Origin of the sequence: Nocardioides terrigena, assembly GCF_003047265.1 — a bacterium.
Taxonomy (GTDB): domain Bacteria; phylum Actinomycetota; class Actinomycetes; order Propionibacteriales; family Nocardioidaceae; genus Nocardioides; species Nocardioides terrigena.
On record NZ_PZYY01000004.1, the window covers coordinates 320,298 to 342,046 of the forward strand.

General features: G+C 71.4%; 18 protein-coding genes and 2 tRNA genes. 16 read left to right on the top strand and 4 right to left on the bottom strand.

What is annotated here, in order from left to right; all coding sequences use genetic code 11:
* The first annotated feature begins 122 nt into the window (after positions 1 to 122).
* The 12 genes from dnaA (at position 123) to DAE25_RS10815 (ending at position 13,151) form a co-directional block, all read left to right on the top strand.
* Positions 123 to 1,568 carry a chromosomal replication initiator protein DnaA gene (dnaA, locus tag DAE25_RS10765; RefSeq protein ID WP_407669348.1) on the top strand — a complete coding sequence of 482 codons (1,446 nt, stop codon included), beginning with the start codon at positions 123 to 125 and terminating at the stop codon, positions 1,566 to 1,568.
* A 496-nt stretch (positions 1,569 to 2,064) separates the two neighbouring features.
* A complete protein-coding gene (gene dnaN, locus DAE25_RS10770; RefSeq protein ID WP_056888000.1) occupies positions 2,065 to 3,198 on the top strand; it encodes a DNA polymerase III subunit beta in 1,134 nt (377 codons plus the stop codon).
* A 76-nt stretch (positions 3,199 to 3,274) separates the two neighbouring features.
* A complete protein-coding gene (gene gnd / locus DAE25_RS10775; RefSeq protein WP_234410971.1) occupies positions 3,275 to 4,255 on the top strand; it encodes a phosphogluconate dehydrogenase (NAD(+)-dependent, decarboxylating) in 981 nt (326 codons plus the stop codon).
* Between the two features lie 7 nt (positions 4,256 to 4,262).
* Positions 4,263 to 5,405: a DNA replication/repair protein RecF gene (gene recF, locus DAE25_RS10780; protein WP_107766198.1), complete on the top strand. Its 1,143-nt coding sequence runs from the start codon at positions 4,263 to 4,265 to the stop codon at positions 5,403 to 5,405.
* A complete protein-coding gene (locus DAE25_RS10785; RefSeq protein ID WP_107766199.1) occupies positions 5,395 to 5,988 on the top strand; it encodes a DUF721 domain-containing protein in 594 nt (197 codons plus the stop codon). The genes recF and DAE25_RS10785 overlap by 11 nt, the downstream gene beginning before the upstream one ends.
* A 264-nt stretch (positions 5,989 to 6,252) precedes the next feature.
* The gene (gyrB, locus tag DAE25_RS10790; protein WP_107766200.1) at positions 6,253 to 8,322 is read left to right on the top strand and encodes a DNA topoisomerase (ATP-hydrolyzing) subunit B; all 2,070 of its coding nucleotides are present in this window, start codon (positions 6,253 to 6,255) and stop codon (positions 8,320 to 8,322) included.
* 170 nt (positions 8,323 to 8,492) lie between these two features.
* Positions 8,493 to 11,291, top strand: coding sequence for a DNA gyrase subunit A (gene gyrA, locus DAE25_RS10795; RefSeq protein WP_107766201.1), 2,799 nt, complete (start codon positions 8,493 to 8,495; stop codon positions 11,289 to 11,291).
* A 3-nt stretch (positions 11,292 to 11,294) separates the two neighbouring features.
* Positions 11,295 to 11,855, top strand: coding sequence for a DUF3566 domain-containing protein (locus DAE25_RS10800; RefSeq protein WP_107766202.1), 561 nt, complete (start codon positions 11,295 to 11,297; stop codon positions 11,853 to 11,855).
* A gap of 116 nt (positions 11,856 to 11,971) precedes the next feature.
* Positions 11,972 to 12,045, top strand: a tRNA-Ile gene (locus DAE25_RS10805).
* A gap of 57 nt (positions 12,046 to 12,102) precedes the next feature.
* Complete coding sequence (locus tag DAE25_RS23860) at positions 12,103 to 12,228, top strand: DLW-39 family protein (RefSeq protein ID WP_234410972.1); 126 nt, start codon at positions 12,103 to 12,105, stop codon at positions 12,226 to 12,228.
* Positions 12,229 to 12,256: 28 nt separating this feature from the next.
* A tRNA-Ala gene (locus tag DAE25_RS10810) sits at positions 12,257 to 12,332 on the top strand.
* A 162-nt stretch (positions 12,333 to 12,494) separates the two neighbouring features.
* A complete protein-coding gene (locus tag DAE25_RS10815) occupies positions 12,495 to 13,151 on the top strand; it encodes a DUF305 domain-containing protein (RefSeq protein ID WP_107766203.1) in 657 nt (218 codons plus the stop codon).
* Positions 13,152 to 13,154: 3 nt separating this feature from the next.
* Here the strand turns inward: DAE25_RS10815 and DAE25_RS24125 are convergent, their stop codons facing one another.
* The 3 genes from DAE25_RS24125 to DAE25_RS10830 are packed head-to-tail and all read right to left on the bottom strand — an operon-like array spanning position 13,155 to position 17,552.
* Positions 13,155 to 15,359 (bottom strand): transglutaminase domain-containing protein, encoded by a 2,205-nt coding sequence (locus DAE25_RS24125; protein WP_107766204.1) that lies wholly within the window; start codon positions 15,357 to 15,359, stop codon positions 13,155 to 13,157.
* Positions 15,356 to 16,492: a DUF58 domain-containing protein gene (locus tag DAE25_RS23535; protein ID WP_199907535.1), complete on the bottom strand. Its 1,137-nt coding sequence runs from the start codon at positions 16,490 to 16,492 to the stop codon at positions 15,356 to 15,358. Before DAE25_RS23535 ends, DAE25_RS24125 begins: the two co-directional genes overlap by 4 nt.
* A gap of 55 nt (positions 16,493 to 16,547) precedes the next feature.
* Positions 16,548 to 17,552 (bottom strand): AAA family ATPase, encoded by a 1,005-nt coding sequence (locus tag DAE25_RS10830; RefSeq protein ID WP_056888010.1) that lies wholly within the window; start codon positions 17,550 to 17,552, stop codon positions 16,548 to 16,550.
* A gap of 72 nt (positions 17,553 to 17,624) precedes the next feature.
* On the opposite strand from DAE25_RS10830, the gene DAE25_RS10835 reads away from it, so the two are divergent.
* The 4 genes from DAE25_RS10835 to DAE25_RS10850 are packed head-to-tail and all read left to right on the top strand — an operon-like array spanning position 17,625 to position 20,609.
* Positions 17,625 to 18,341 (top strand): SURF1 family protein, encoded by a 717-nt coding sequence (locus DAE25_RS10835; RefSeq protein ID WP_159083679.1) that lies wholly within the window; start codon positions 17,625 to 17,627, stop codon positions 18,339 to 18,341.
* On the top strand, positions 18,338 to 18,730 hold the full coding sequence (locus DAE25_RS10840) for a DUF3817 domain-containing protein (RefSeq protein ID WP_199907536.1): 393 nt from the start codon (positions 18,338 to 18,340) through the stop codon (positions 18,728 to 18,730). Before DAE25_RS10835 ends, DAE25_RS10840 begins: the two co-directional genes overlap by 4 nt.
* 21 nt (positions 18,731 to 18,751) lie before the next feature.
* Complete coding sequence (locus tag DAE25_RS10845; protein WP_107766205.1) at positions 18,752 to 19,600, top strand: patatin-like phospholipase family protein; 849 nt, start codon at positions 18,752 to 18,754, stop codon at positions 19,598 to 19,600.
* A 7-nt stretch (positions 19,601 to 19,607) separates the two neighbouring features.
* Positions 19,608 to 20,609 carry a lysophospholipid acyltransferase family protein gene (locus tag DAE25_RS10850; protein WP_107766206.1) on the top strand — a complete coding sequence of 334 codons (1,002 nt, stop codon included), beginning with the start codon at positions 19,608 to 19,610 and terminating at the stop codon, positions 20,607 to 20,609.
* A 154-nt stretch (positions 20,610 to 20,763) separates the two neighbouring features.
* Here the strand turns inward: DAE25_RS10850 and DAE25_RS10855 are convergent, their stop codons facing one another.
* Positions 20,764 to 21,579: a hypothetical protein gene (locus DAE25_RS10855; protein ID WP_107766207.1), complete on the bottom strand. Its 816-nt coding sequence runs from the start codon at positions 21,577 to 21,579 to the stop codon at positions 20,764 to 20,766.
* Positions 21,580 to 21,749: the final 170 nt, after the last annotated feature.

A 21,749-nucleotide genomic window follows, 5' to 3' on the forward strand; every position in this document is an offset into this window, starting at 1 on the left:
GCGCTCTGACGCCGACGACGGCGTTCGCTGACCGATGGTTCACAGACTGTGGAAAACTCTGTGGAGCACCCGAGGTCCGCACACCGCGGCCGGGTCGAGACCAGCGAGGCGTGGAGGCAGTCGTGGAAGACCCGGAGACCGACCTCGGAACGGTCTGGCGCTCGATCGTCCGTGACCTCCAGCCCAACCAGCGCGCCTGGTTGCGAGCCAGCGAGCCCGTCACGCTGCACGAGAGCACCGCGATCATCGCCGTGCCCAACGACTTCACCCGCAACCAGCTCGAGGGCCGGCTCCGGGGTCAGCTCGAGGACTCCCTGAGCGACGCGCTCGGTCGTGAGATCCGGCTCGCCGTGACGGTCAACCCCGCACTGGACGACGGCAGCACGACCCCCCTGCCCGAGGTCTCCGACCAGCAAGGCATCGACATGTCGACAAAGACACATGACGACATGTCGACACCGCTCGGAGCGATCCCCGCCCCGACGGCCGCGGACGAGCAGGCGGCCGAGCGGCGCGCCGGCTCCGCGCTCGAGACGCGCCTCAACCCCAAGTACACGTTCGAGACCTTCGTCATCGGCTCGTCCAACCGGTTCCCCCACGCCGCCGCGGTCGCCGTCGCGGAGGCGCCGGGCAAGGCCTACAACCCGCTCCTCGTCTACGGGGAGTCCGGCCTGGGCAAGACGCACCTCCTGCACGCGATTGGTCACTACGTGCGCAGCCTCTACACCGGGGCCAAGGTGCGCTACGTCTCCAGCGAGGAGTTCACCAACGAGTTCATCAACGCGATCCGCGACGACCGGCAGGACCGCTTCAAGCGGCGCTACCGCGACGTGGACGTGCTGCTGATCGACGACATCCAGTTCCTCGAGGGCAAGACGCAGACCCAGGAGGAGTTCTTCCACACGTTCAACACCCTCCACAACGCCAACAAGCAGATCGTGCTCACCTCCGACCGCGCCCCCAAGCGCCTCGAGGCGCTGGAGGACCGGCTGCGCAACCGGTTCGAGTGGGGGCTCATCACCGATGTCCAGCCCCCCGACCTCGAGACCCGCATCGCGATCCTGCGCAAGAAGGCCGCGATGGACCGGCTCACGGCACCGCCGGACGTGCTCGAGTTCATTGCCAGCAAGATCCAGACCAACATCCGCGAGCTCGAGGGCGCCCTGATCCGGGTGACGGCGTTCGCCAACCTCAACCGCCAGGAGGTCGACATGACCCTGGCCGAGATCGTGCTCAAGGACCTGATCCCCGAGGGTGGCGAGCCGGAGATCACCCCCGGCCTGATCATCGCCCAGACGGCCGCCTACTTCGGCGTCTCGATCGAGGACCTCACCGGCCCGAGCCGCGGACGCCACCTGGTGATGGCCCGCCAGATCGGCATGTACCTCTGTCGGGAGCTCACCGACCTCTCGCTGCCCAAGATCGGCGCCGAGTTCGGCAACCGCGACCACACGACCGTGATGTACGCCGACCGCAAGATCCGCCAGCTGCTCGCCGAGCGCCGCGCGGTCTTCAACCAGGTCAGCGAGCTCACCAACCGCGTCAAGATGCAGGCCCGCCAGTCCTGACCCGGCACCCGACCACCGCGCGCACCACGGATCACCCGCCGAGTCGCACTCGAACCACACGTCGAAGCACACCCGGAGAGCTGTGGAGGACGTGTGGTTCCAGTCGGCCAGTCGTGCACACCCCCTGTGGGAATCACACGCACCGCCGTCCACGGACACCTCGTCGTGCACACCCCGGTCCGGGGGTCGACAGGCTCGTGCACACCCCCTGTGCACAGAGATCGAGCGCGACGACCTGCGACAACGCGAGTTGTCCACAGTTTCCACCGACGCTATGACTCCCACGAACCTCTACACGGATCGATCACCAGTCCAACGTCATCCGGCCCCCTGCCTGGGGACAACCTGACCTGCACCACCCCACGACGAGGATCGGCATGGCAGGATTCACCTCCCACGGACAGGTTCGTGTAACTCCACCCTGCCCCGATCCTGCTCGTGGATCGTTGTCCCGCCTCCACCGCAGCACGCCTTCCACAGCACCGAGGAGCCCGCAGTGAAGTTCCGCGTCGAACGCGACGTCTTCGCCGATGCCGTTGCCTGGGCGGCCCGAAGCCTCCCGGTCCGTCCCAGCGCCCCGGTGCTCGCCGGCCTCCTCATCGAGGCCAGCAACGAGGGCCTGGTGCTCTCGACGTTCGACTACGAGACGTCCGCCCGGGCCGACCTCACGGCCCAGGTCAGCGACGACGGCAGCGCCCTGGTCAGCGGCCGGCTGCTCGCCGACATCTGCCGCAGCCTCCCCAACAAGCCGGTCGACGTGGTCCTCGAGGGTCCCAAGGTCCAGCTGACCTGCGGCTCCGCCCGCTTCAGCCTCCAGACCATGCCGGTCGAGGACTACCCCAAGCTCCCGGACATGCCCGCCGCCACCGGCACCGTCTCCAGCAACGACTTCGCCCACGCGGTGGCGCAGGCCGTCACCGCGGCCGGTCGCGACGACATGCTGCCCGTGCTGACCGGCGTACGCATCGAGATCGACGGCCCGACCATGTCGCTGCTGGCCACCGACCGCTTCCGGCTCTCGCACCGTGAGCTGACCTGGAACCCCCAGACCCCCGACGCCTCGGTCGCGGCCCTCGTGCCCGCCAAGGTGCTCGGCGACACCGCCAAGTCGATGACGTCGGGCGCCGAGGTGACCATCGCCCTCAGCACGGGCGGCACCGGCGAGGGCCTCATCGGCTTCCAGGGCTCCGGCCTCGGCGGCGTACGACGCACCACCACCCGCCTGCTCGACGGCGAGTTCCCCAAGGTCCGGGCGCTGTTCCCCAGCGAGCACCTGACCGTCGCCAAGGTCAACAAGCAGGAGCTCATCGACACCGTCAAGCGCGTGGCCCTGGTGGCCGAGCGCAACACCGCGGTGCAGCTGAAGTTCGGCGACAACCAGCTCGTGCTCGACGCCGGCAGCGGCGACGAGGCCATGGCGACCGAGGCGATCGACGCGGAGATCACCGGCGAGGACCTGACGACGGGCTTCAACCCGCAGTTCCTGCTCGACGGCCTCACCGCGCTCGACGGGGAGTTCATCGACCTCTCGTTCACCCAGGCCACCAAGCCGGTGGTCATCTCGAGCACCGACGGCAGCGCCGACAACGGCTTCCGCTACCTGCTGATGCCCCGCCGCCTGCTCAGCTGAGGCGAGCATCGGACCGCGCCGGAGCGCGTGGTTGAGTGGCAGCAGCAGCAGCGACATCGTCTTGGAGGGCACACGCATGGACATCGGACTCGTCGGCCTCGGCAAGATGGGCGGCAACATGCGCGAGCGGCTGCGCCGCGCGGGCCACGCCGTCGTCGGCTACGACCGCAACCCCGACGTCAGCGACGTCGACTCGCTCGCTGCCCTCGTCGAGGCCCTGCCCTCCCCCAAGGTCGTCTGGGTCATGGTCCCGGCCGGCGACCCCACCCGCGCCACGGTCAAGGAGCTCGGCGAGCTCCTCGGCGAGGGCGACGTGGTCGTCGACGGCGGCAACTCCCGCTGGACCGACGACATCGCCAACGCCGAGCTGCTGTCCGGCCAGGGCGTCGGCTACGTCGACTGCGGCGTCTCCGGAGGCGTCTGGGGCCTGGAGAACGGCTACGCCCTCATGTACGGCGGGGACGCCGCCGACATCGCCAAGGTCCAGCCCGCCTTCGACTCCCTCAAGCCCGAGGGCGACTTCGGGGCCGTGCACGCGGGCAAGGTCGGCGCCGGCCACTTCTCCAAGATGGTCCACAACGGCATCGAGTATGCCGTGATGCAGGCCTACGCCGAGGGCTGGGAGCTGCTCGAGGCGGCCGAGCTCACCGACAACGTGACCGAGGTCTTCCGCTCGTGGCGCGAGGGCACCGTCATCCGCTCGTGGCTGCTCGACCTGATGGTCGCGGCGCTCGACGACGACCCCGGCCTGAGCCAGATCGCCGGCTACGCCGAGGACTCCGGCGAGGGTCGTTGGACCGTCGAGGCCGGCATCGAGCACGCGGTCGCCACCCCGGCCATCACCGCGGCGCTCTACGCACGGTTCGTCTCCCGCCAGGAGGACTCGCCGACCATGAAGGCCGTTGCCGCGATGCGCAACCAGTTCGGCGGCCACGCGGTCAGGACCGCCGCCCCCAAGGGCGGCGACGCCTCCGGTGCCACCGGCCACTCCCCCGACCAGTCGGGTGCGGCCCAGCAGGCCGGAGCCGGCGAGGGTCGCCAGACGGGCGAGAGCTAGGTCCCACGTGCATGTCGCACACCTGACGCTGCACAACTTCCGCTCCTACGCCGACCTCGACGTGGAGCTGGGCCCCGGCGCGACGGCGTTCATCGGCCGCAACGGGCAGGGCAAGACCAACCTCGTCGAGGCCATCGACTACCTCTCGCGGCTCTCGTCCCACCGGGTCGCCTCCGACGCCCCCCTGGTCCGGGCCGGCACCGACCAGGCGGTCGTCCGCGCGGCCGTGGTCAAGGACGGGCGTACGGCGGTGCTCGAGGTCGAGCTCAACCCGGGCCGGGCCAACCGGGCGCGGATCAACAAGTCCCCGCTCCCCCGCCCCCGCGAGATCATCGGCCTGGTGCGGACCGTGGTCTTCGCCCCCGACGACCTGACCCTGGTCAAGGGCGACCCGAGCGACCGGCGCAAGTTCCTCGACGACCTGCTGGTCCTCCGCGCCCCCCGGCTGGCCGGCGTGCGCTCCGACTACGACCGGGTGCTCAAGCAGCGCAACACCCTGCTCAAGACCGCCGGCATCGCCCGCGGCGAGGCCCGGGAGACCGCGATCTCGACGCTCGGCGTGTGGGACGCCCACCTGGCCCGGGTCGGCGCCGAGCTGCTCGCCGCCCGGCTCCGGCTCGTCGACGACCTGCGGCCCTACCTCGGCAAGTCCTACGAGGCGGTGGCCCGCGGGGCGAGCCGCGACGACGCCGAGATCGACTACAAACCGTCCTTCGAGCTCGACGGCGCCACCGACGCCGCCGACCTGACCGACGCGTTGCTCGCCGAGCTGGAGCGGCGCCGCAAGGACGAGCTGGACCGCGGGATCTCCCTGGTGGGGCCGCACCGCGACGAGCTCCAGCTCACCCTGGGCAACGACGACCTCCGGCTCCCGGTCAAGGGGTACGCCTCCCACGGGGAGTCCTGGTCCTTCGCGCTGGCGCTGCGCCTGGCGTCGTACGACCTGTTGCGCGCCGACGGCGACGACCCGATCCTGGTGCTCGACGACGTGTTCGCCGAGCTGGACGGCGAGCGCCGACAACAGCTGGCCGAGCTGGTGGCCGGCGCCGAGCAGGTGCTGGTCACCGCGGCCGTGGCCGCCGACGTGCCGGTCGCGCTGCAGGGCGTGCGGTACGTCGTGGCCGACGGGGAGGTGCGCCGTGACGAGTGACCCTCCCGGCGAGGCGCCCGCCTCCGACGAGCTGCCGGCAACCGGTCCGGCCCCCGAGCCCGTTCCCGAGCACCGCGACGACGGCCTCGACCTGGCGCGCGCCGCCCGCCGGGCCGCCGGCGCGGTCCCCGGCCAGCCGACGGCCAGGAAGCGCAAGCGCACCACGCCGTACGACGCCCCGCGTCGCCGCGGCGGCCCCCGCACGTCCGGGGCGTTCCCCTCCGACCGCGACCCCCAGCTGATGGAGACCGCGATGGGTCGCCTCATCGCCAACCACGGGTGGGAGCTCGACCTGCGCGTGCAGTCGGTCTTCGGCCGGTGGGCCGAGCTGGTGGGTGACGAGGTGGCCTCGCACTGCACGCCGGAGTCGTTCGGCGACACCCGCTTGGTGGTGCGCACCGACTCGACGGCGTGGGCGACCCAGCTCAAGCTGCTGGCACCGACCATCGTGCGCCGCCTCAACGAGGAGCTCGGCCACGGGACGGTCACCGTCATCGACATCCAGGGGCCACACCTCCCGAGCTGGAAGAAGGGCCGCTTCACCAGTCGCGACGGTCGCGGGCCACGCGACACGTACGGCTGACGTCCTCGCACGGCGTACCCCGAAATGACGATCTACGGGCCGCACCGGCGTACAGGGACCTGTCCGACCCCCTGATCGGCGCTCCGCGAGCCCCTCACGGGGCGCTCAGGGGCACTTTTCATCCACAGGCGACCCGATCCGGGGGGCACTTGCGTGGATTGTGGGCCCGTGACGGGTAGACTCAGCGTTTGGGTCGCCGGCTCACCAGTCGCGACCCTCTCCCATGTCACCGGCCCGTGTGGTCGAGAAGCAGATGAGGTACGCGTGAGCGACGGATCCGCCCCCGAGAGGCCCAACGGCGTCGACTACGACGCCTCCGCGATCCAGGTGCTGGAGGGACTCGAAGCGGTCCGCAAGAGGCCCGGCATGTACATCGGCTCGACCGGTGAGCGCGGCCTCCACCACCTCATCTGGGAGATCATCGACAACGCCGTCGACGAGTCGATGGCCGGCTACTGCGACCGTGTCATCGTCACCCTGCGGGCCGACGGCAGCGTCCGGGTCGAGGACAACGGCCGCGGCATCCCCACCGACACCGCGCCCGGGCAGGACATGCCCGCGCTGACGATGGCGCTCACCATGCTGCACGCCGGCGGCAAGTTCGGCGGCGGCGGCTACAAGGTGTCCGGCGGCCTGCACGGCGTCGGCGTCTCGGTCGTCAACGCGCTGTCGACCCACCTGCACGCAGAGGTCCGCAACCGCGGCCACCTGTGGCGCCAGACCTTCAGCCTCGGTGTCCCCGACGGCGGGCTGGAGCAGGTCCGGCCGATGGAGGAGGGCGAGCGCACCGGCACCACCGTCACCTGGTGGGCCTCCGAGGACATCTTCGAGACCACCACCTACAACCTCGAGACGATCACCCACCGCATCCGCGAGATGGCCTTCCTCAACAAGGGCCTCGAGATCGTGGTGCGCGACGAGCGACCGCACGCCGACGAGGTCGCCGACGCCGTCGGCGACGGCACCGTCGACGCCAGCGTCGACCAGGCCGGCACCGACGCGATCAAGCGCACGGAGACCGGGCTCGAGCGGATCTTCAAGTACGACCGCGGCCTCGTCGACTACGTCGAGCACCTCAACCGCCGCAAGACCCTGGCCAACCCCACCGTCATCTCCTTCGAGGCCGAGTCCCCCGAGTCCTCGGGCGCGCACATGAGCCTCGAGGTCGCGATGCAGTGGAACACCTCGTTCACCGAGTCGGTCCACACCTTCGCCAACGCGATCAACACCCACGAGGGCGGCACCCACGAGGAGGGCTTCCGCTCGGCGCTCACCACCCTGGTCAACCACTGGGGCGAGGAGTGGGGCCAGATCAAGAAGAAGGAGGACCGGGTCTCCGGGGACGACATCCGCGAGGGCCTGACCGCCATCATCTCGATCAAGCTCGAGGAGCCCCAGTTCGAGGGGCAGACCAAGACGAAGCTCGGCAACACCGAGGCCAAGGGCTTCACCCAGCGCGTGGTCAACGACCAGCTCGGGGCGTGGTTCGAGCAGAACCCCGCCGAGGGCAAGGACATCGTCCGCAAGTCGCAGGCCGCGGCGTCGGCACGAATCGCGGCCCGCAAGGCCCGCGACCTGGCCCGCAACCGCAAGGGCCTCTTGGGCGGCGGTGGCCTCCCCGGCAAGCTGAGCGACTGCCAGTCGACCAACCCCGCCGAGTGCGAGGTCTTCATCGTCGAGGGCGACTCGGCCGGCGGCTCCGCCCGCCAGGGCCGCGACCCGCGCGTCCAGGCGATCCTCCCCATCCGCGGCAAGATCCTCAACGTGGAGAAGGCCCGCATCGACAAGGTGCTCGCCAACACCGAGGTCCAGGCGATCATCTCCGCGCTGGGCACCGGCATCCACGAGGAGTTCAGCCTCGAGAAGCTGCGCTACCACAAGGTCGTGCTGATGGCCGATGCCGACGTCGACGGCCACCACATCAACACCTTGCTGCTGACGCTGCTGTTCCGCTTCATGAAGCCGCTCATCGAGCACGGCTACGTCTACATGGCGCAGCCGCCGCTCTACCGGATCCGGTGGAACAAGCCGGCCGAGCACGAGTTCGTCTACTCCGACTCCGAGCGCGACGCGATGATGAAGGACGGCCTGGCCCAGGGCCGCAAGCTCCCCAAGGAGAACCCGGTCCAGCGCTACAAGGGCCTCGGTGAGATGAACGCCGAGGAGCTGTGGGAGACCACGATGAACCCCGACCAGCGCCTCATGCTCCAGGTCACCCTCGACGACGCCGCCCAGGCCGACGAGGTGTTCTCCACGCTGATGGGCGAGGACGTCGAGCAGCGACGCTCCTTCATCCAGCGCAATGCAAAGGACGTCCGATTCCTCGACATCTGACAGGAGAGGCGATGGGCACCCCCTCGCTGCGTTGTCGTCGCTCGACGACCCGCTCCGCTCTGAGGTCGCACTCGCTCCTCCGCCTTGCGAGCCGGCACCCCTCGCCGCTCCTGTAGCTGAATATCAAGAACTCTAAGACGTGAGCTAGACACCGTGAGAGAGAAGTAGCGATGACTGAGACGACCGACAACCTCGCCGGAGCCGGTGGCGGCGGCCGCATCGAGCCCATCGAGCTCCAGACCTCGATGCAGCGCGCCTACATCGACTACGCGATGGCCGTCATCGTCGGCCGCGCGCTCCCCGACGTGCGTGACGGCCTCAAGCCGGTGCACCGCCGGGTGCTCTACGCGATGTACGACGGCGGCTACCGCCCCGACCGCGGCTTCTCCAAGTGCTCCCGCGTCGTCGGTGACGTCATGGGTCAGTACCACCCGCACGGCGACACCGCGATCTACGACACCCTGGTCCGCCTCGCGCAGCCCTGGGTGATGCGGGCGCCGCTGGTCAACGGCCAGGGCAACTTCGGCTCGCCGGGCAACGACGCGGCCGCGGCCATGCGGTACACCGAGTGCCGGATGGCCCCGCTCGCGCTCGAGATGGTGCGCGACATCGAGCAGGACACCGTCGACTTCCAGCCCAACTACGACGGTCGCTCGCAGGAGCCGGTCGTCCTGCCGTCGCGCTACCCCAACCTCCTGGTCAACGGCTCGGCCGGCATCGCGGTCGGCATGGCGACCAACATCCCGCCGCACAACCTGCGCGAGATCGCCGAAGGCGCCCGGTGGGCCCTCGAGCACCCCGACGCCAGTCGCGAGGAGCTCCAGGACGCGCTCATCGAGCGGGTCAAGGGTCCCGACTTCCCCAACGGCGCGCTCATCGTGGGCCGCGAGGGCATCGAGCAGGCCTACCGCACCGGTCGCGGCTCGGTCACCCAGCGCGCGGTCATCGAGATCGACGAGGACGCCAAGGGGCGCACCTGCCTGTCGATCACCGAGCTGCCCTACATGGTCAACCCCGACAACCTGGCGCTCAAGATCGCCGAGCTTGCCGACTCGGGCAAGGTCCAGGGCATCTCCGACGTGCGCGACGACTCGTCGGGTCGCACCGGCCAGCGCCTCGTCGTGGTGCTCAAGCGCGACGCGGTCGCCCGCGTGGTGCTCAACAACCTGCTCAAGCACACCGAGCTGCAGACCAACTTCAGCGCCAACATGCTCGCGCTGGTCGACGGGGTGCCGCGCACCCTGACGATCGACCAGTTCATCAGCAACTGGGTGACCCACCAGATCGAGGTCATCCAGCGGCGGACGCGCTTCCGCCTCGCGGAGAAGGAGCGCCAGGCCCACGTCTACCGCGGCCTGGTCAAGGCGCTCGACGCGCTGGACGAGGTCATCGCCCTCATCCGCCGCAGCCCCGACGTCGCCGAGGCCCGCGAGGGACTCATCCAGCTCCTCGACATCGACGACGTGCAGGCCGACGCCATCCTCGAGATGCAGCTGCGTCGCCTCGCGGCCCTCGAGCGGCAGAAGATCATCGACCGGCTCGCCGAGCTCGAGCTCGAGATCGCCGACCTCGAGGACATCCTGGCCAACGAGACGCGCCAGCGGCAGATCGTCATCGACGAGCTCACTGAGATCGTCGACAAGTACGGCAACGAGCGGCGTACGCAGATCATCGCCGCCGACGGGGACCTCTCCATGGAGGACCTCATCCCCGACGAGGAGCTGGTCGTCTCGATCACCCGCGGCGGCTACGCCAAGCGCACCCTGCGCCAGCAGTACCGCCTGCAGAAGCGGGGCGGCAAGGGCGTGCGGGGCGCGACCCTGCGCGGCGACGACGTGGTCGAGCACTTCATCTCCACCACCAACCACCACTGGCTGCTGTTCTTCACCACGGCCGGCCGGGTCTACCGCACCAAGGCCTACAACCTCCCCGAGGCCGCGCGCGACGCCAAGGGCGGCCACGTGGCCGGGCTCCTGTCCTTCCAGCCCGACGAGGACATCGCGCAGGTGCTGGCGATCCGCGACTACGAGCAGGCTCCCTACCTCGTCCTCGCCACCCGCAACGGCCTGGTCAAGAAGACCCGCCTCGGCGACTACAACTCCCCGCGCCAGGCCGGCGTCATCGCGATCAACTTCCGTGAGGACGATGACGAGCTGATCGGCGCCGAGCTGGCCAACGCCGAGGACGACATCCTGCTCGTCTCCCGCAAGGGCCAGGCGATCCGCTTCAAGGCCGACGACTCCCAGCTGCGGCCGATGGGTCGGGCCACCAGCGGTGTGTCGGGCATGAAGTTCCGCGGCGAGGACTCGCTGTTGTCGATGTCGATCATCCGGGCCGCGCAGGTGGCCGCGGAGGTCGCCGCCGGGCTCGACGCGGAGACGCCCAGCGACGAGGTCGCGGCCCCGACCGAGGGTGCTGTCGAGGAGGCACACGGCAACGACGAGGTCGCCACCGCCGCCGGTACCGGCGAGGTCAAGCCGCAGTACGTCTTCACCATCACCGACGGCGGCTTCGCCAAGCGCACCCGCATCAACGACTACCGCACGCAGTCCCGCGGCGGCCTCGGCATCAAGGCGATGTCGCTGGCCAACGAGGACCGCGGCGGGCTGGTCGGCGCCTTCATCGTCGAGGACGGCGACGAGGTGCTGTCGATCACCCAGGGCGGCCAGGTCGTGCGCAGCCCCATCAACGACGACTTCCGGCCGACCGGCCGCTCGACCATGGGCGTGAAGTTCGTCCAGCCCAAGAAGGACGACTCCGTCGTCGTGGTCGCCCGCTCGGTCGAGGCCCGCGAGGAGGAGGCCGACGAGGTCGAGAACGGCGCGGTCGAGGGTGAGGACGAGGCCGGTACGCCGGTCGCGACCGACGCCGCCGACGGCGCCGTGACCGAGGTCGCGGACGCCGACGAATCGCCCGAGGTCGCCGACGATGCAACAATCGAGAGTCCTTCCGAGTCCGCTGAGGAGTGATCCATGTCCGAGCGCACCGCTTCCCGATCGCAGGGCAGCCCGCGCGGTGACGACCCTGCCGCGTCTCGGCCGTCGCTGAGCGAGCGCGTCCAGGCGAAGCTGTCGAACGCCGCGACCGAGCACAAGGCCAACGCCGACGCCAGCGACAGCCGCACCGGTCGTCGGGTCACCAAGGGGCCCGGCAAGTCGCCCCGTCGCGCGCGGTTGCGACTGACCCGGATCGACCCCTGGTCGGTCATGAAGACGTCGTTCCTGCTGTCCGTGGCCTTCGGCGTGGTCACGTTCGTGGCGGTCTTCATGGTCTGGTCGGTCCTCGGCGCCGCGGGCGTGTGGGACTCGATCAACTCGACCGTGGCGAGCGTCGTCGAGGGCGACACCAACACCAGCGACTTCGACGTCACCAACTACGTCGGCATGGGCCGGGTGCTCGGCTTCACCCTCCTCGTCAGCATCATCGACGTGATCTTGCTGACCGCCATCGCGACCCTCACGGCCTTCCTCTACAACATGGCCGCTGCCCTCCTCGGGGGCATCGAGGTCACCCTCTCGGAGGACGAGCGCTGACACCCGCGCACACCCTCCGCGGACGGCGTACCGGCGTTTTGTGACGGCCCTCGGCGGTGGGGTAGTGTTCCCCCTCGGCCGCCGGTGGCGGCCGTGTCGTCGTGACTCGGCGACTCGGGCCTATAGCTCAGACGGTTAGAGCGCTTCCCTGATAAGGAAGAGGTCACAGGTTCAAGTCCTGTTAGGCCCACCGCAGTTCCCCATCCGGCACCATCCCGGCACCAGCCCCGCCCCTCAGGAGCGCACCATGAAGAAGATCATCCTGGTCCTGCTGGCCGCCGCCGGTGCCGCCTTCGCGAAGAAGAAGATGGACGAGGGCAAGTCCGAGCAGGCCCTGTGGGCCGAGGCGACGGACACCGTCCACAAGTCCTGATCCTCACCGGCCCTCGCGGGCCGACCCGGGGGCCTTGGCGCAATTGGTAGCGCACCTGCTTTGCAAGCAGGGGGTTAGGGGTTCGAGTCCCCTAGGCTCCACCACCCATCTCCTCCATCTGGTCGCGCGGAACCACTGGCTGACCGGTGATCCCCGTAGGCCCGGTCAAGGACCTCCGGCACACGGGGCCGGGGCGCCCGCCTCTGACCGATCGGCCCGGACCGGCGCATGCTCGGTAGCAGGAGGACCCTGCGAGGAGGCCCGGCATGAAGCGCCCGACGCTGGTTGCGCTCTCGGTGGCGGTGGTGGCCGTCATGATGGCCGCGCTGGTGACCGCCGTGCTCGCCCTCGCGCTGGGGGACCGGGACCGCGGCTGGGGTCCGGGCATGATGACGTCGACCGCCCAGGACCGCGACGACCGCGACCCCGGCAGATCGGGGCCGGGGTCGATGATGGGCGGCGGCTTCATGGGGGCCGGGATGCACGTCGCGGTCCGCAGCGAGGCGGAGTTCCTGGTCGAGATGGTGGCCCACCACGAGGAGGCGATCGACGCGGCCGGTGAGCTGGCCCGGTCCGAGCGCCCCGAGATGCGCGAGCTCGGTCGCTCCATCGTCGAGGGCCAGACCGCCGAGGTCGAGCAGATGCGCGGGTGGCTCGAGGAGTGGTACCCCGACATGTCGACGAGTGCCGACTACGAGCCGATGATGCGCGACCTCGAGGACCTCACCGGCGACGAGCTCGACCGGGTCTTCCTCGAGGACATGGTCGGGCACCACATGGCCGCCGTGATGATGGCGCAGCAGCTGGTGGTCCGCGACCTCGCCGAGCACGAGGACGTCGAGGACCTGGCCCGGTCGATCAGCAGCAGCCAGCACGCCGAGATCCTCACCATGCGGGCGTGGCTGTGGGAGTGGTTCGGCTGATCCTCAGCGCCGGCGGCGGAGCAGCGAGCGTGGGTCGAGCGGCGCGAGCACGCGTCGTACGGGACGAGCCGACGACCTGAGACCGGCGCGCCCCTCGTCGACGAGCGCCCAGAACTCCTCCGCGGTGTCCGGCTCGTCCGGTGAGAACGTCGCGACGTCGGCGTCGCGGGCGAGGGACCGGGGTACGCCGAGGGCGGTGGCCTGCGCGGACCGGGTGCTGCGGGGCACGGCGACGCCGAGGTCGTGCGCGGTGTCGACCAGCTCGTCCCAGCCGCCGAGGTAGGCCAGCGACGTGGGGGACGCGGCCCGCCGCCGGCGTCGTCGCAGTACCTTGAGCAGCGGCACGACCCCGAGCGCGAGCGGCACCAGGAGCAGCAGCGGCCACCGGGGGAGCGGCTGGTCCGCGGCCTCGTCCTGCCGGTCCTCGGCCTCCGCCTCCTCCCGGACCTCGGGCTCGGGCTGCTGCGGTCGGTCCTCGGGACGCTGCTCGGGTGGGAGCCTGACCTCGGGCAGCGGCGCCGAGTCGCGCTTGGGCGGCCGACGCCCCATGAAGGCGCGGGTCGGCAGCACCCGCCAGGAGCCGTTGGCGACGCGGATCTCGACCCAGGCGTCGAGGTGCTTGCCCTTGATCACCCCGTTGCGGCCGAGCACGGCGCCGACGGCCACCCGGGCGGGGACGCCGATGCGGTTGGCGAGCAGCGCCATGGTCGCGGCGTACTGCTCGTCGTTGCCGACCATGATCGGCGCGTTGACGAACCCCTCGTCGAGCCGGCGCTCGTCCTGGCCCGCGTCGAAGCGGGTCTCCCACCCGAAGGCGCCGTCGGAGTAGCGGCCGCGCTCGCGGAGCCGGTCGGCGATGCGGAAGACGGCCGCCATCTGCGTCTTCGCCCCCAGCGACCACGCCTGCGCGGGCACGTCGAGGAACTCGGCGGCTTCCTGCAGGGTCGTGTCGGGGCGCCGGAAGGGCTTCATCCGCACCGTGAGCTTGTCGGGGGTCGGGATGGCGGTGAGGACGTAGTCCTCCTGGACGCGCAGCCCGCCGGGGAGGACCGCGGTGTCGGTGGCCCGGTTGTAGCGCAGGTCGGGCAGCCGGTCGCTGGCGTAGTCGTCGTAGAACTCGAAGGCCTGCATCGCCCCGATGGTCGGCACCCACGGGAGGTCCCACGTGCTGCGCACGAAGAACGTGTAGAGCTGCTCCTCGCCCCGGGCGGGGTTGTCGAGGCGGGACGGCACACGCAGGAACCGGTCGGTGAAGTCGTCGGGGCTGGTGTCGTCGTCGGCGTACCAACGGGTGCCGTCGTACCGGTCCATCACCGCCACCCGGACCCGGGTGCCGGGGCCGGCGCCCCGGACCCGGAAGAGCTTGCGGTCCGCGAGGTTGGTGTAGGACCCGGGGCCCTCGTCGCGGAACCGGCGGAAGGCCGACAGGGGCGTCTCGAGGTAGACCGAGTCGTAGGGCGCCACCGCCTCGCGCAGCACGAAGCGGCGCTGGCCGTCCGGCTGGTCGACGACGACGTACGACGCCGCGGCGACGAGGCCGACGACCGCCAGGCCCACCAGCAGGCGACGCGCGGACACCGCACCCAGGGCCGCGTCGCTGCGCCGGCCGGCCTCGAAGCGCAGCCCGCGGTGCGAGATCCAGGCGAGGGAGACCAGTCCGAAGCCGATCCCCTGGAGGAGGGTCGAGAACGGGTCGGTCACGCCGAGCACGAGGGCGACCACCAGCCCCGCGGCCATCGGGAGCAGCGGCAGCGCGGCCCGGCGGCTGCGCAGCGCCAGCGCCGAGGCGGCACCGGCCGGGAAGAGCCCCAGGGCGTAGGGGATCAGCAGCACCGAACCCTCGCCGTCGACCAGCGGGGCGGTCTCCACGAGGACGCGCCAGGAGCCGACGGTGCCGACCACGACGTCGGCGATCGTCTCGATGTCGGGCACGCCGAGCAGGAGCCCGGACGAGCCGAGGGCGAGCAGGCCCGCGGTGAGCAGGTAGGGCACCGGCAGCAGCGGCAGGACCACCCCGAGCCCCATCCGCAGGGTGACGAGGGTGAGGGTCCAGGCCAGGCCGATCGCCACCCCGGCCACGCCGACGAGGACCCAGCGGATCCCGGCGAAGCTGTCGGTGAGGCCCACCAGCGTGATCGCCGACAGCACGACGACCGCGAGCAGGTCGGCGGCGGCGTACGGCGGCAGGGGGCGGGTGCGAGTGCTCACGAGGCGGCCGCCATCAGCCCGGGGAGCTCGCCGAGCAACCCGACGGTGACGGCGTCGTGGCTGTGCTGGCGCAGCACGCCTGCCGTCTCGCCGGGCGCGGCCCGCAGCACCACGACGCGGGTGTCGGCCGGCAGCGCGACGGTCGCGCGCGTGACGGCCTCCGCGTCGGTGCCGCTGCCCGTGACGAGCAGCAGCACGCTGGTCTCCGGCGCCAGCACCATCGCGGTGGCCACCTGCTCGCTCAGCGACGCGGCACCGGGCACCGGGTCGATCCGGCAGGTGCCGTCGAGGACGGCGGGGGCCGGGAGCGCGGTCAGCTGCACGTCGGCGCAGGCCAGGCTCACGTCGTACTCCTCGCGCGCGGCGCACATCAGCAGCGACGCCGCGACCGACGCCGCCAGCTCGAAGGCCTCGACGGAGGGGTACGCCGCCGGGTCGGCGTCGACCACGACGGTGGCGTGGTTGCGCCGGGTGTCGTGGTACTGCCGGACCAGCAGCTCGCCGGCGCGGGCCGAGGAGCGCCAGTGGACGTGGCGCAGGTCGTCCCCGGGGACGTACTCGCGCAGCGCGTGGAAGGCCAGGTCGCTCATGGAGACCCGGTCGCTGGGCGTGCCCTCGAGGTCGCGGACCTGACCGGCCCCCAGCGTCGGCACCACCACCATCGCGGGGCGCACGAAGAGCTCCCGGGCACCGCCCCAGCGCACCGGACGGTGCAGGAGCCCGAGCGGGTCGGAGCGGACCGCGGTGGCGGGGCCCACCTGGAGCACCCCGCGGGCCAGGTCGTCGACGACGACCTCGACCCGCTCGCGGCTGCCGCGGTCGAGCGACGGCATCCGCACCCAGGTCTCCCGGGTGCCGACGGGGATCCGCACCAGGGGCTGCCACAGCGGCAGGGCGCCGTGGTTCGTCGCGGTCAGGGAGGCCTCGACGGCCTCGCCGGCCGTGGTGCGGGGCGGGCGGAGCCGCAGGTCGGCCTCGACCCGCATGGGGACGAGCAGCCAGGGCACCGCGGCGAGCAGCACGCCGAGGCACATCACCGCGACGAGGCGCAGCTCGACGAGGCCCCAGACGAGCGACCCGGCGTAGGCCACCACCCCGAGCAGGAGCACGCCGCGGCCCGTCGACGTCACCACGCGCGACCCCGTCCTGGTCACCGCGAGCGCGCGCGACAGCACGGCAGGTCCCCGGTCAGCCGCGGTAGGTCGGGGGCTCGACGGACTCGAGCAGGCGCTCGATGACGTCGTCGACCGAGACACCGTTGAACTGGGCCTGCGGGTCGAGCAGCAGGCGGTGGCACAGCACCGGCGTGGCCAGGGCGGTGATGTCGCCGGGGACGACCGTGGTCCGGCCGTCGGCGGCGGCCCAGGTCTTGGCGACCCGGACGAGGGCGAGGCAGCCGCGGGCGGACAGCCCCATCCGCACGTGCTGGAGCTCGCGGCTGGCCTCGGCGAGCTGGCGGACGTAGCGCACGATCGCGCGGTCGACGTACACCTCCCCGGCGACGCGGGTGAGCTCGGAGACGACCTCGCGGGACACCACGGGCGCCACCAGCGAGGCGCGGTCGCGGACCGCCGAGCCGAGGAGCAGCTCCTCGGTGGCCTCGGCGTCGGGGTAGCCGACGGAGGTCTTCATGAGGAAGCGGTCGAGCTGGGCCTCGGGCAGCCGGTAGGTGCCGGCCTGCTCGATGGGGTTCTGGGTGGCGATCACCATGAACGGGCGCGCCACGGCGTGGGTGATGCCGTCCACCGTGACGTGGCCCTCCTCCATCACCTCGAGCAGCGCCGACTGGGTCTTGGGCGAGGCACGGTTGATCTCGTCGGCCAGCACGATGTCGTGGAAGATCGGCCCGCGGTGGAAGTCGAAGGTGCCCTTGTGCTGGTCGTAGACCGTCACGCCGGTGACGTCGGTGGGCAGCAGGTCGGGGGTGAACTGGATGCGCGCGTGGCTGCCCTCGATGGTGTTGGACAGCGCGCGGGCGAGCATCGTCTTCCCCGTGCCGGGGAGGTCCTCGAGCAGCAGGTGGCCCTCGGACACCAGGCAGGTGAGCGCGAGCCGCACGACGTGGTCCTTGCCGAGGACGGCGCGGCCCATGTGGTCGGCGATCTGCGTGAAGGTGCGGCTGAACCACTCCGCCTCGTGCGCGGTGATCGATCCGGTGCTGCCGTCGACCACCGTCGGCTGGGTGTCAGTCATGTCCGCCTCTCCCTGTCGTGCGAAGGGTACGCGGGCGTGGGGCGGCTGGGGGCCGAGTGGCAGACTCTGGCCGTGTCATCCACCCCCCGGACCGTCGCCGCCACGGCGCTGGCCCTGGTGCTCGTCGGCATCGCCGGCTGGCTCGGCTGGTGGCAGCTCGGGGCCTGGCAGGCGCGCCGCGACGCCGAGGCGCGCGACCTCACCGAGCTGACCCCGGTGGCGATCGACGAGGTGATGGGCTCCGACGACCCGTTCCCCGGCAACGAGGTCGGCCGGCCGGTCGACGTGGCCGGCAGCTGGCTCCCCGAGGGCTCGTTCTGGGTCTCCGACCGGGTACAGGACGGCCGTGACGGCTACTGGGCGGTGACCCCTCTGGAGCTCTCCGGTACCGACACCGCGGTGCTGGTGGTCCGCGGCTGGAGCGACGCCCCCGACGGGGAGCTGCCCGACGGCTCCGCCGAGCTCACGGGCTGGCTCCAGCCCGCCGAGGGCACCGGTGCGGTCGACGACGACCCGGACGACGACGTCGTACCCCAGCTCCGCATCGCCGACGCCGTCCAGCGCGTCGACGCCGACCTGTACGGCGCCTACGTGGTGGCGCAGGAGCCCGCGCCCGGCCTGGAGGCGGCGAGCCTGGGGTCGCTGCCGGAGGTGGGCAGCTTCACCGCGCTGAAGAACCTGTTGTACGCCGTGGAGTGGTGGGTCTTCGGTGGCTTCGCCGCCTTCATCTGGTGGCGCTGGGTGCGCGACCTGCGGGCTGCGGACCGCGTGACAGACTCGCCCGCGTGAAGGCTGCCCTGCTCCGCTACCGCGTCATGGCCACCGTCGTCGGTGTGCTGCTCGTCGTCCTCATCCTGATCGGCGTCCCGCTGGCCAACTTCGACGGCAGCAGCATGTGGGGCGTCTTCCCCAGCACCCCCGAGCTGGTCACCCCCGGGTCCTCGGTCCAGCAGTTCGGCGAGGCGATCACCGAGTACCTCGGCGTCGCGCACGGGTGGCTCTACATGATCTTCCTGGTGACCGCGTTCATGCTCGGACGTCGCGCCGCCTGGGAGATGCCCTTCCTCGTGGTCACCCTGGTCTGCGGGACCGTGCCGATCCTGTCGTTCTGGGCCGAGCACCGCGCCACGCAGCGGACCCGCGCCGAGCACCCCGAGCTGCAACCCGAGCTGCGATGAGCACGTGAGGGGCGCTCGATCGTGACGACCGCGTTCGTCCTGGGCGGCGGCGGCATCCTCGGTGCCGTCGAGGTCGGCATGCTCCGGGCGCTCTTCGAGCGCGGCGTGACCCCCGACCTGGTGCTCGGCACCAGCGTCGGCGCCCTCAACGGCGCGATGGTGGCCCGCGAGCCGCGGCTGCCGGTGATCGAGCGGCTCACCGACCTGTGGGCCCAGACCGCGCAGTCGCGCGACGTGTACGGCGACCGCCCGCTGCGCAGCGTCCGTCGCGCGGTCTCCACCGGCACCCACATCTACTCCGCCAAGCCGCTCACCGCCCGGCTGGCCGAGGAGTTCGGCGACACCACCTTCGCCGACCTCGAGGTGTCCTTCCAGGTGTGTGCGGCCAGCATCGAGCGCTCCGCCGAGCACTGGTTCGACTCCGGGCCGCTGGTGCCGGCGATCGTGGCCAGCGCCGCGGTGCCCGGCCTGCTCCCGCCCGCCCGGGTCGAGACCGAGTTCGGCGTCGAGCACTTCCTCGATGGCGGTCTGGTCAACTCGATCCCCGTCGGGCGGGCCGTCGCGCTCGGCGCGACCCGGGTCTTCGTGCTCCAGGTCGGCCGCATCGATCGACCGCTCTCGGTGCCCAAGCGACCGTGGGACGTGGCCCGGGTGAGCTTCGAGGTGGCCCGCCGGCACCGCTTCACCCGCGAGCTGGCCGAGGTCCCCGACGACGTCGAGGCCCACGTGCTGCCGGCGGCCGGCACGTCGTCCAAGGACGACTCGATGCTCGCGTTCCGCAACTTCTCGTCCGTGCAGCGCCGCATCGACGCGACGTACGACGCCTCGATCGCCTATCTCGACGAGCACCTCGGGCCGGACCCGCGGTGAGCCGGCCGTGATCTGGGTGCTGCGTCGGCTGGTGCTCGCGCCGGCCCTGGTCGTGGTCACCGCCCTGCTGTGGGTCAGCCTGCCGGTCTGGATCATCGGGGCGGCCGCGCTCTCGCCGGTGATCCCGGGACGCTGGCGGGCACTGCGGCTGTTCTGGGTGGCCTTCCTCTACCTCACGGCCGAGTCGCTGCTGCTGCTCGTGCTCCTCGGCCTGTGGCTGGCCTCGGGCTTCGGGTGGAAGATCCGGTCGCCGTACTTCGCCGGGATCCACTACGACCTCGTGCAGTTCACGCTGGTCGGCTTCTTCCGCGAGGCGCGCCGCGTGCTGGCGCTGCGGATCCGCACCGACGGGCCGGCACCCGACCGGCACCCGGAGCGGCCGATCCTGGTCTGCTGCCGCCACGCGGGACCGGGCGACTCGTTCACCCTGATGTACGCGCTGCTGCACTGGTACGGCCGTGAGCCGCGCGTCGTCCTCAAGGACACCCTCGCGTGGGACCCGGCCATCGACGTGATCCTGCGCCGGATCCCGGCGAGCTTCATCTCCCCCGACCCGGGGGCCGGGGAGGACCTCGAGTCGCAGATCGCCGCCCTCGCCGCCGGGCTGGACACCAACGACGCGTTCGTGATTTTCCCCGAGGGCGGCAACTTCACCCCCGCCCGCCGCGAGCGCGCCATCGGGCGGCTGCACAAGCTCGGCCTGCACCAGATGGCGCACCGCGCCGAGCGGATGACCCACGTGCTCGCCCCGCGCCCCGGCGGGTTCCTCGCCGCCCTCGACGCGGCCCCGCACGCCGACGTGGTGATGGTGGCCCACACGGGGCTCGACCACCTGCTGACCGTCGCCGACCTGTGGCGTGAGCTGCCGATGGACAAGACCCTGGTGATGCGCTGGTGGGAGGTCCCGCGCGCGGAGATCCCGGAGGGACGCGACGAGCGCATCGAGTGGCTCTACGGCTGGTGGGAGCAGATCGACGCCTGGGTCGAGGACAACCGCCCGGTGGCCTGAGGAGCCCTTCTGTGGGGTAGTCCGTGACGAACGGACCCCGCCGACGGCCGGTGGGGGGTCCGTTCGTCACGGACTACCCCGAAAAGGTCCCGGACATGCCACGAGCCCCGGACCAGCAGGTCCGGGGCTCGCGGGGTGGATCAGTGCTGTGCGATCAGCTCTTGTTGTCGGGGACGTCGTCCACGTCGATGACCTCGGCCGGGTTGTCCGGCGTCGTCACGTCGTGGGGCTCCTCGACCGCGTCGCTGAGGGCCTCGCCCGGGGCGCCACCGGCGGCGTCGTCCACCGGGGCGCGGTGGGTGGGGTCGGTCATCGCGTCGGACGCCTCGGCGGCGTCGACCGCCGTGGGGGTGTCCGCGTCGAGCGGCGTCTTGATCGGGTCGGTGAGCGGGTCACCTGCCGTGCCGTTCTTGGGCAGCGGGGACGAGACGCCGGAGCCGGTCGCGCTGGCCGGCGGGGCCGGGGTGTAGCTCGACTGCCAGTTGTCCTTCGTCTTCTGCGACTGGCGCACCTTGCTGAAGACCGCCGCACCGACGGCCAGCAGGCCACCGATGACCAGGACGGTCTTGATCTTGCTGCGCTGGGGCTCGGGCTCGTGGCGCAGCTCGGCCACCTTGGCGGCGGCCAGGTCACGGCCCTCGGCCGCCTTGTCCGCGGCGATCGTCGCGGCGACGGCGGCCTTCTCGGCCGCCAGCGCCTTGCCCTCGGCGAGCACCGGGACGGCGCGGTCGCGCGCGTCCTGGAGCAGGGGGACCGCACGGTCCCGGGCGTCGTGGGTCAGGACCACGGCGCGGTCGCGGGCGTCGGACACCAGCGGCGCTGCCTTGTCCCGGGCGTCGGCGAGCGCGGGCCCGGCCGCGTCGCGGGCGCTCTCCAGAGCGGCCTCGAGCTGCGGGATGACGGTGTCGGCGACGGACTCCACGTAGTCGTGGGCCCGTTCCATGACCGACTTCTTCCTGCCGATGTGCATGCAAGGCCTCCTGCTGTGTAGTGGAGCGAGTAGTGCACCCATCTCACCATGCCGCGTGAACCGACCGACAGCCCCGTCCGGGTGAACCTCGACCGCGCGGTCGCGGTGCACGACCACATGGCAGGATCGACGGCGACACGTGCGCGGCGCCCTCGGGGCGTCGTACGCAC

Excerpts from the sequence above, each read along its gene's own strand:
- DAE25_RS10815 (WP_107766203.1), top strand. The coding sequence starts at position 12,495 with ATGAAGCGCCCGACGCTGGTTGCGCTCTCGGTGGCGGTGGTGGCCGTC.
- DAE25_RS10800 (WP_107766202.1), top strand. The coding sequence starts at position 11,295 with ATGTCCGAGCGCACCGCTTCCCGATCGCAGGGCAGCCCGCGCGGTGAC.
- DAE25_RS10830 (WP_056888010.1), bottom strand. The coding sequence starts at position 17,552 with ATGACTGACACCCAGCCGACGGTGGTCGACGGCAGCACCGGATCGATC.
- gyrA (WP_107766201.1), top strand. The coding sequence starts at position 8,493 with ATGACTGAGACGACCGACAACCTCGCCGGAGCCGGTGGCGGCGGCCGC.
- DAE25_RS10855 (WP_107766207.1), bottom strand. The coding sequence starts at position 21,579 with ATGCACATCGGCAGGAAGAAGTCGGTCATGGAACGGGCCCACGACTAC.
- DAE25_RS23860 (WP_234410972.1), top strand. The coding sequence starts at position 12,103 with ATGAAGAAGATCATCCTGGTCCTGCTGGCCGCCGCCGGTGCCGCCTTC.
- gnd (WP_234410971.1), top strand. The coding sequence starts at position 3,275 with ATGGACATCGGACTCGTCGGCCTCGGCAAGATGGGCGGCAACATGCGC.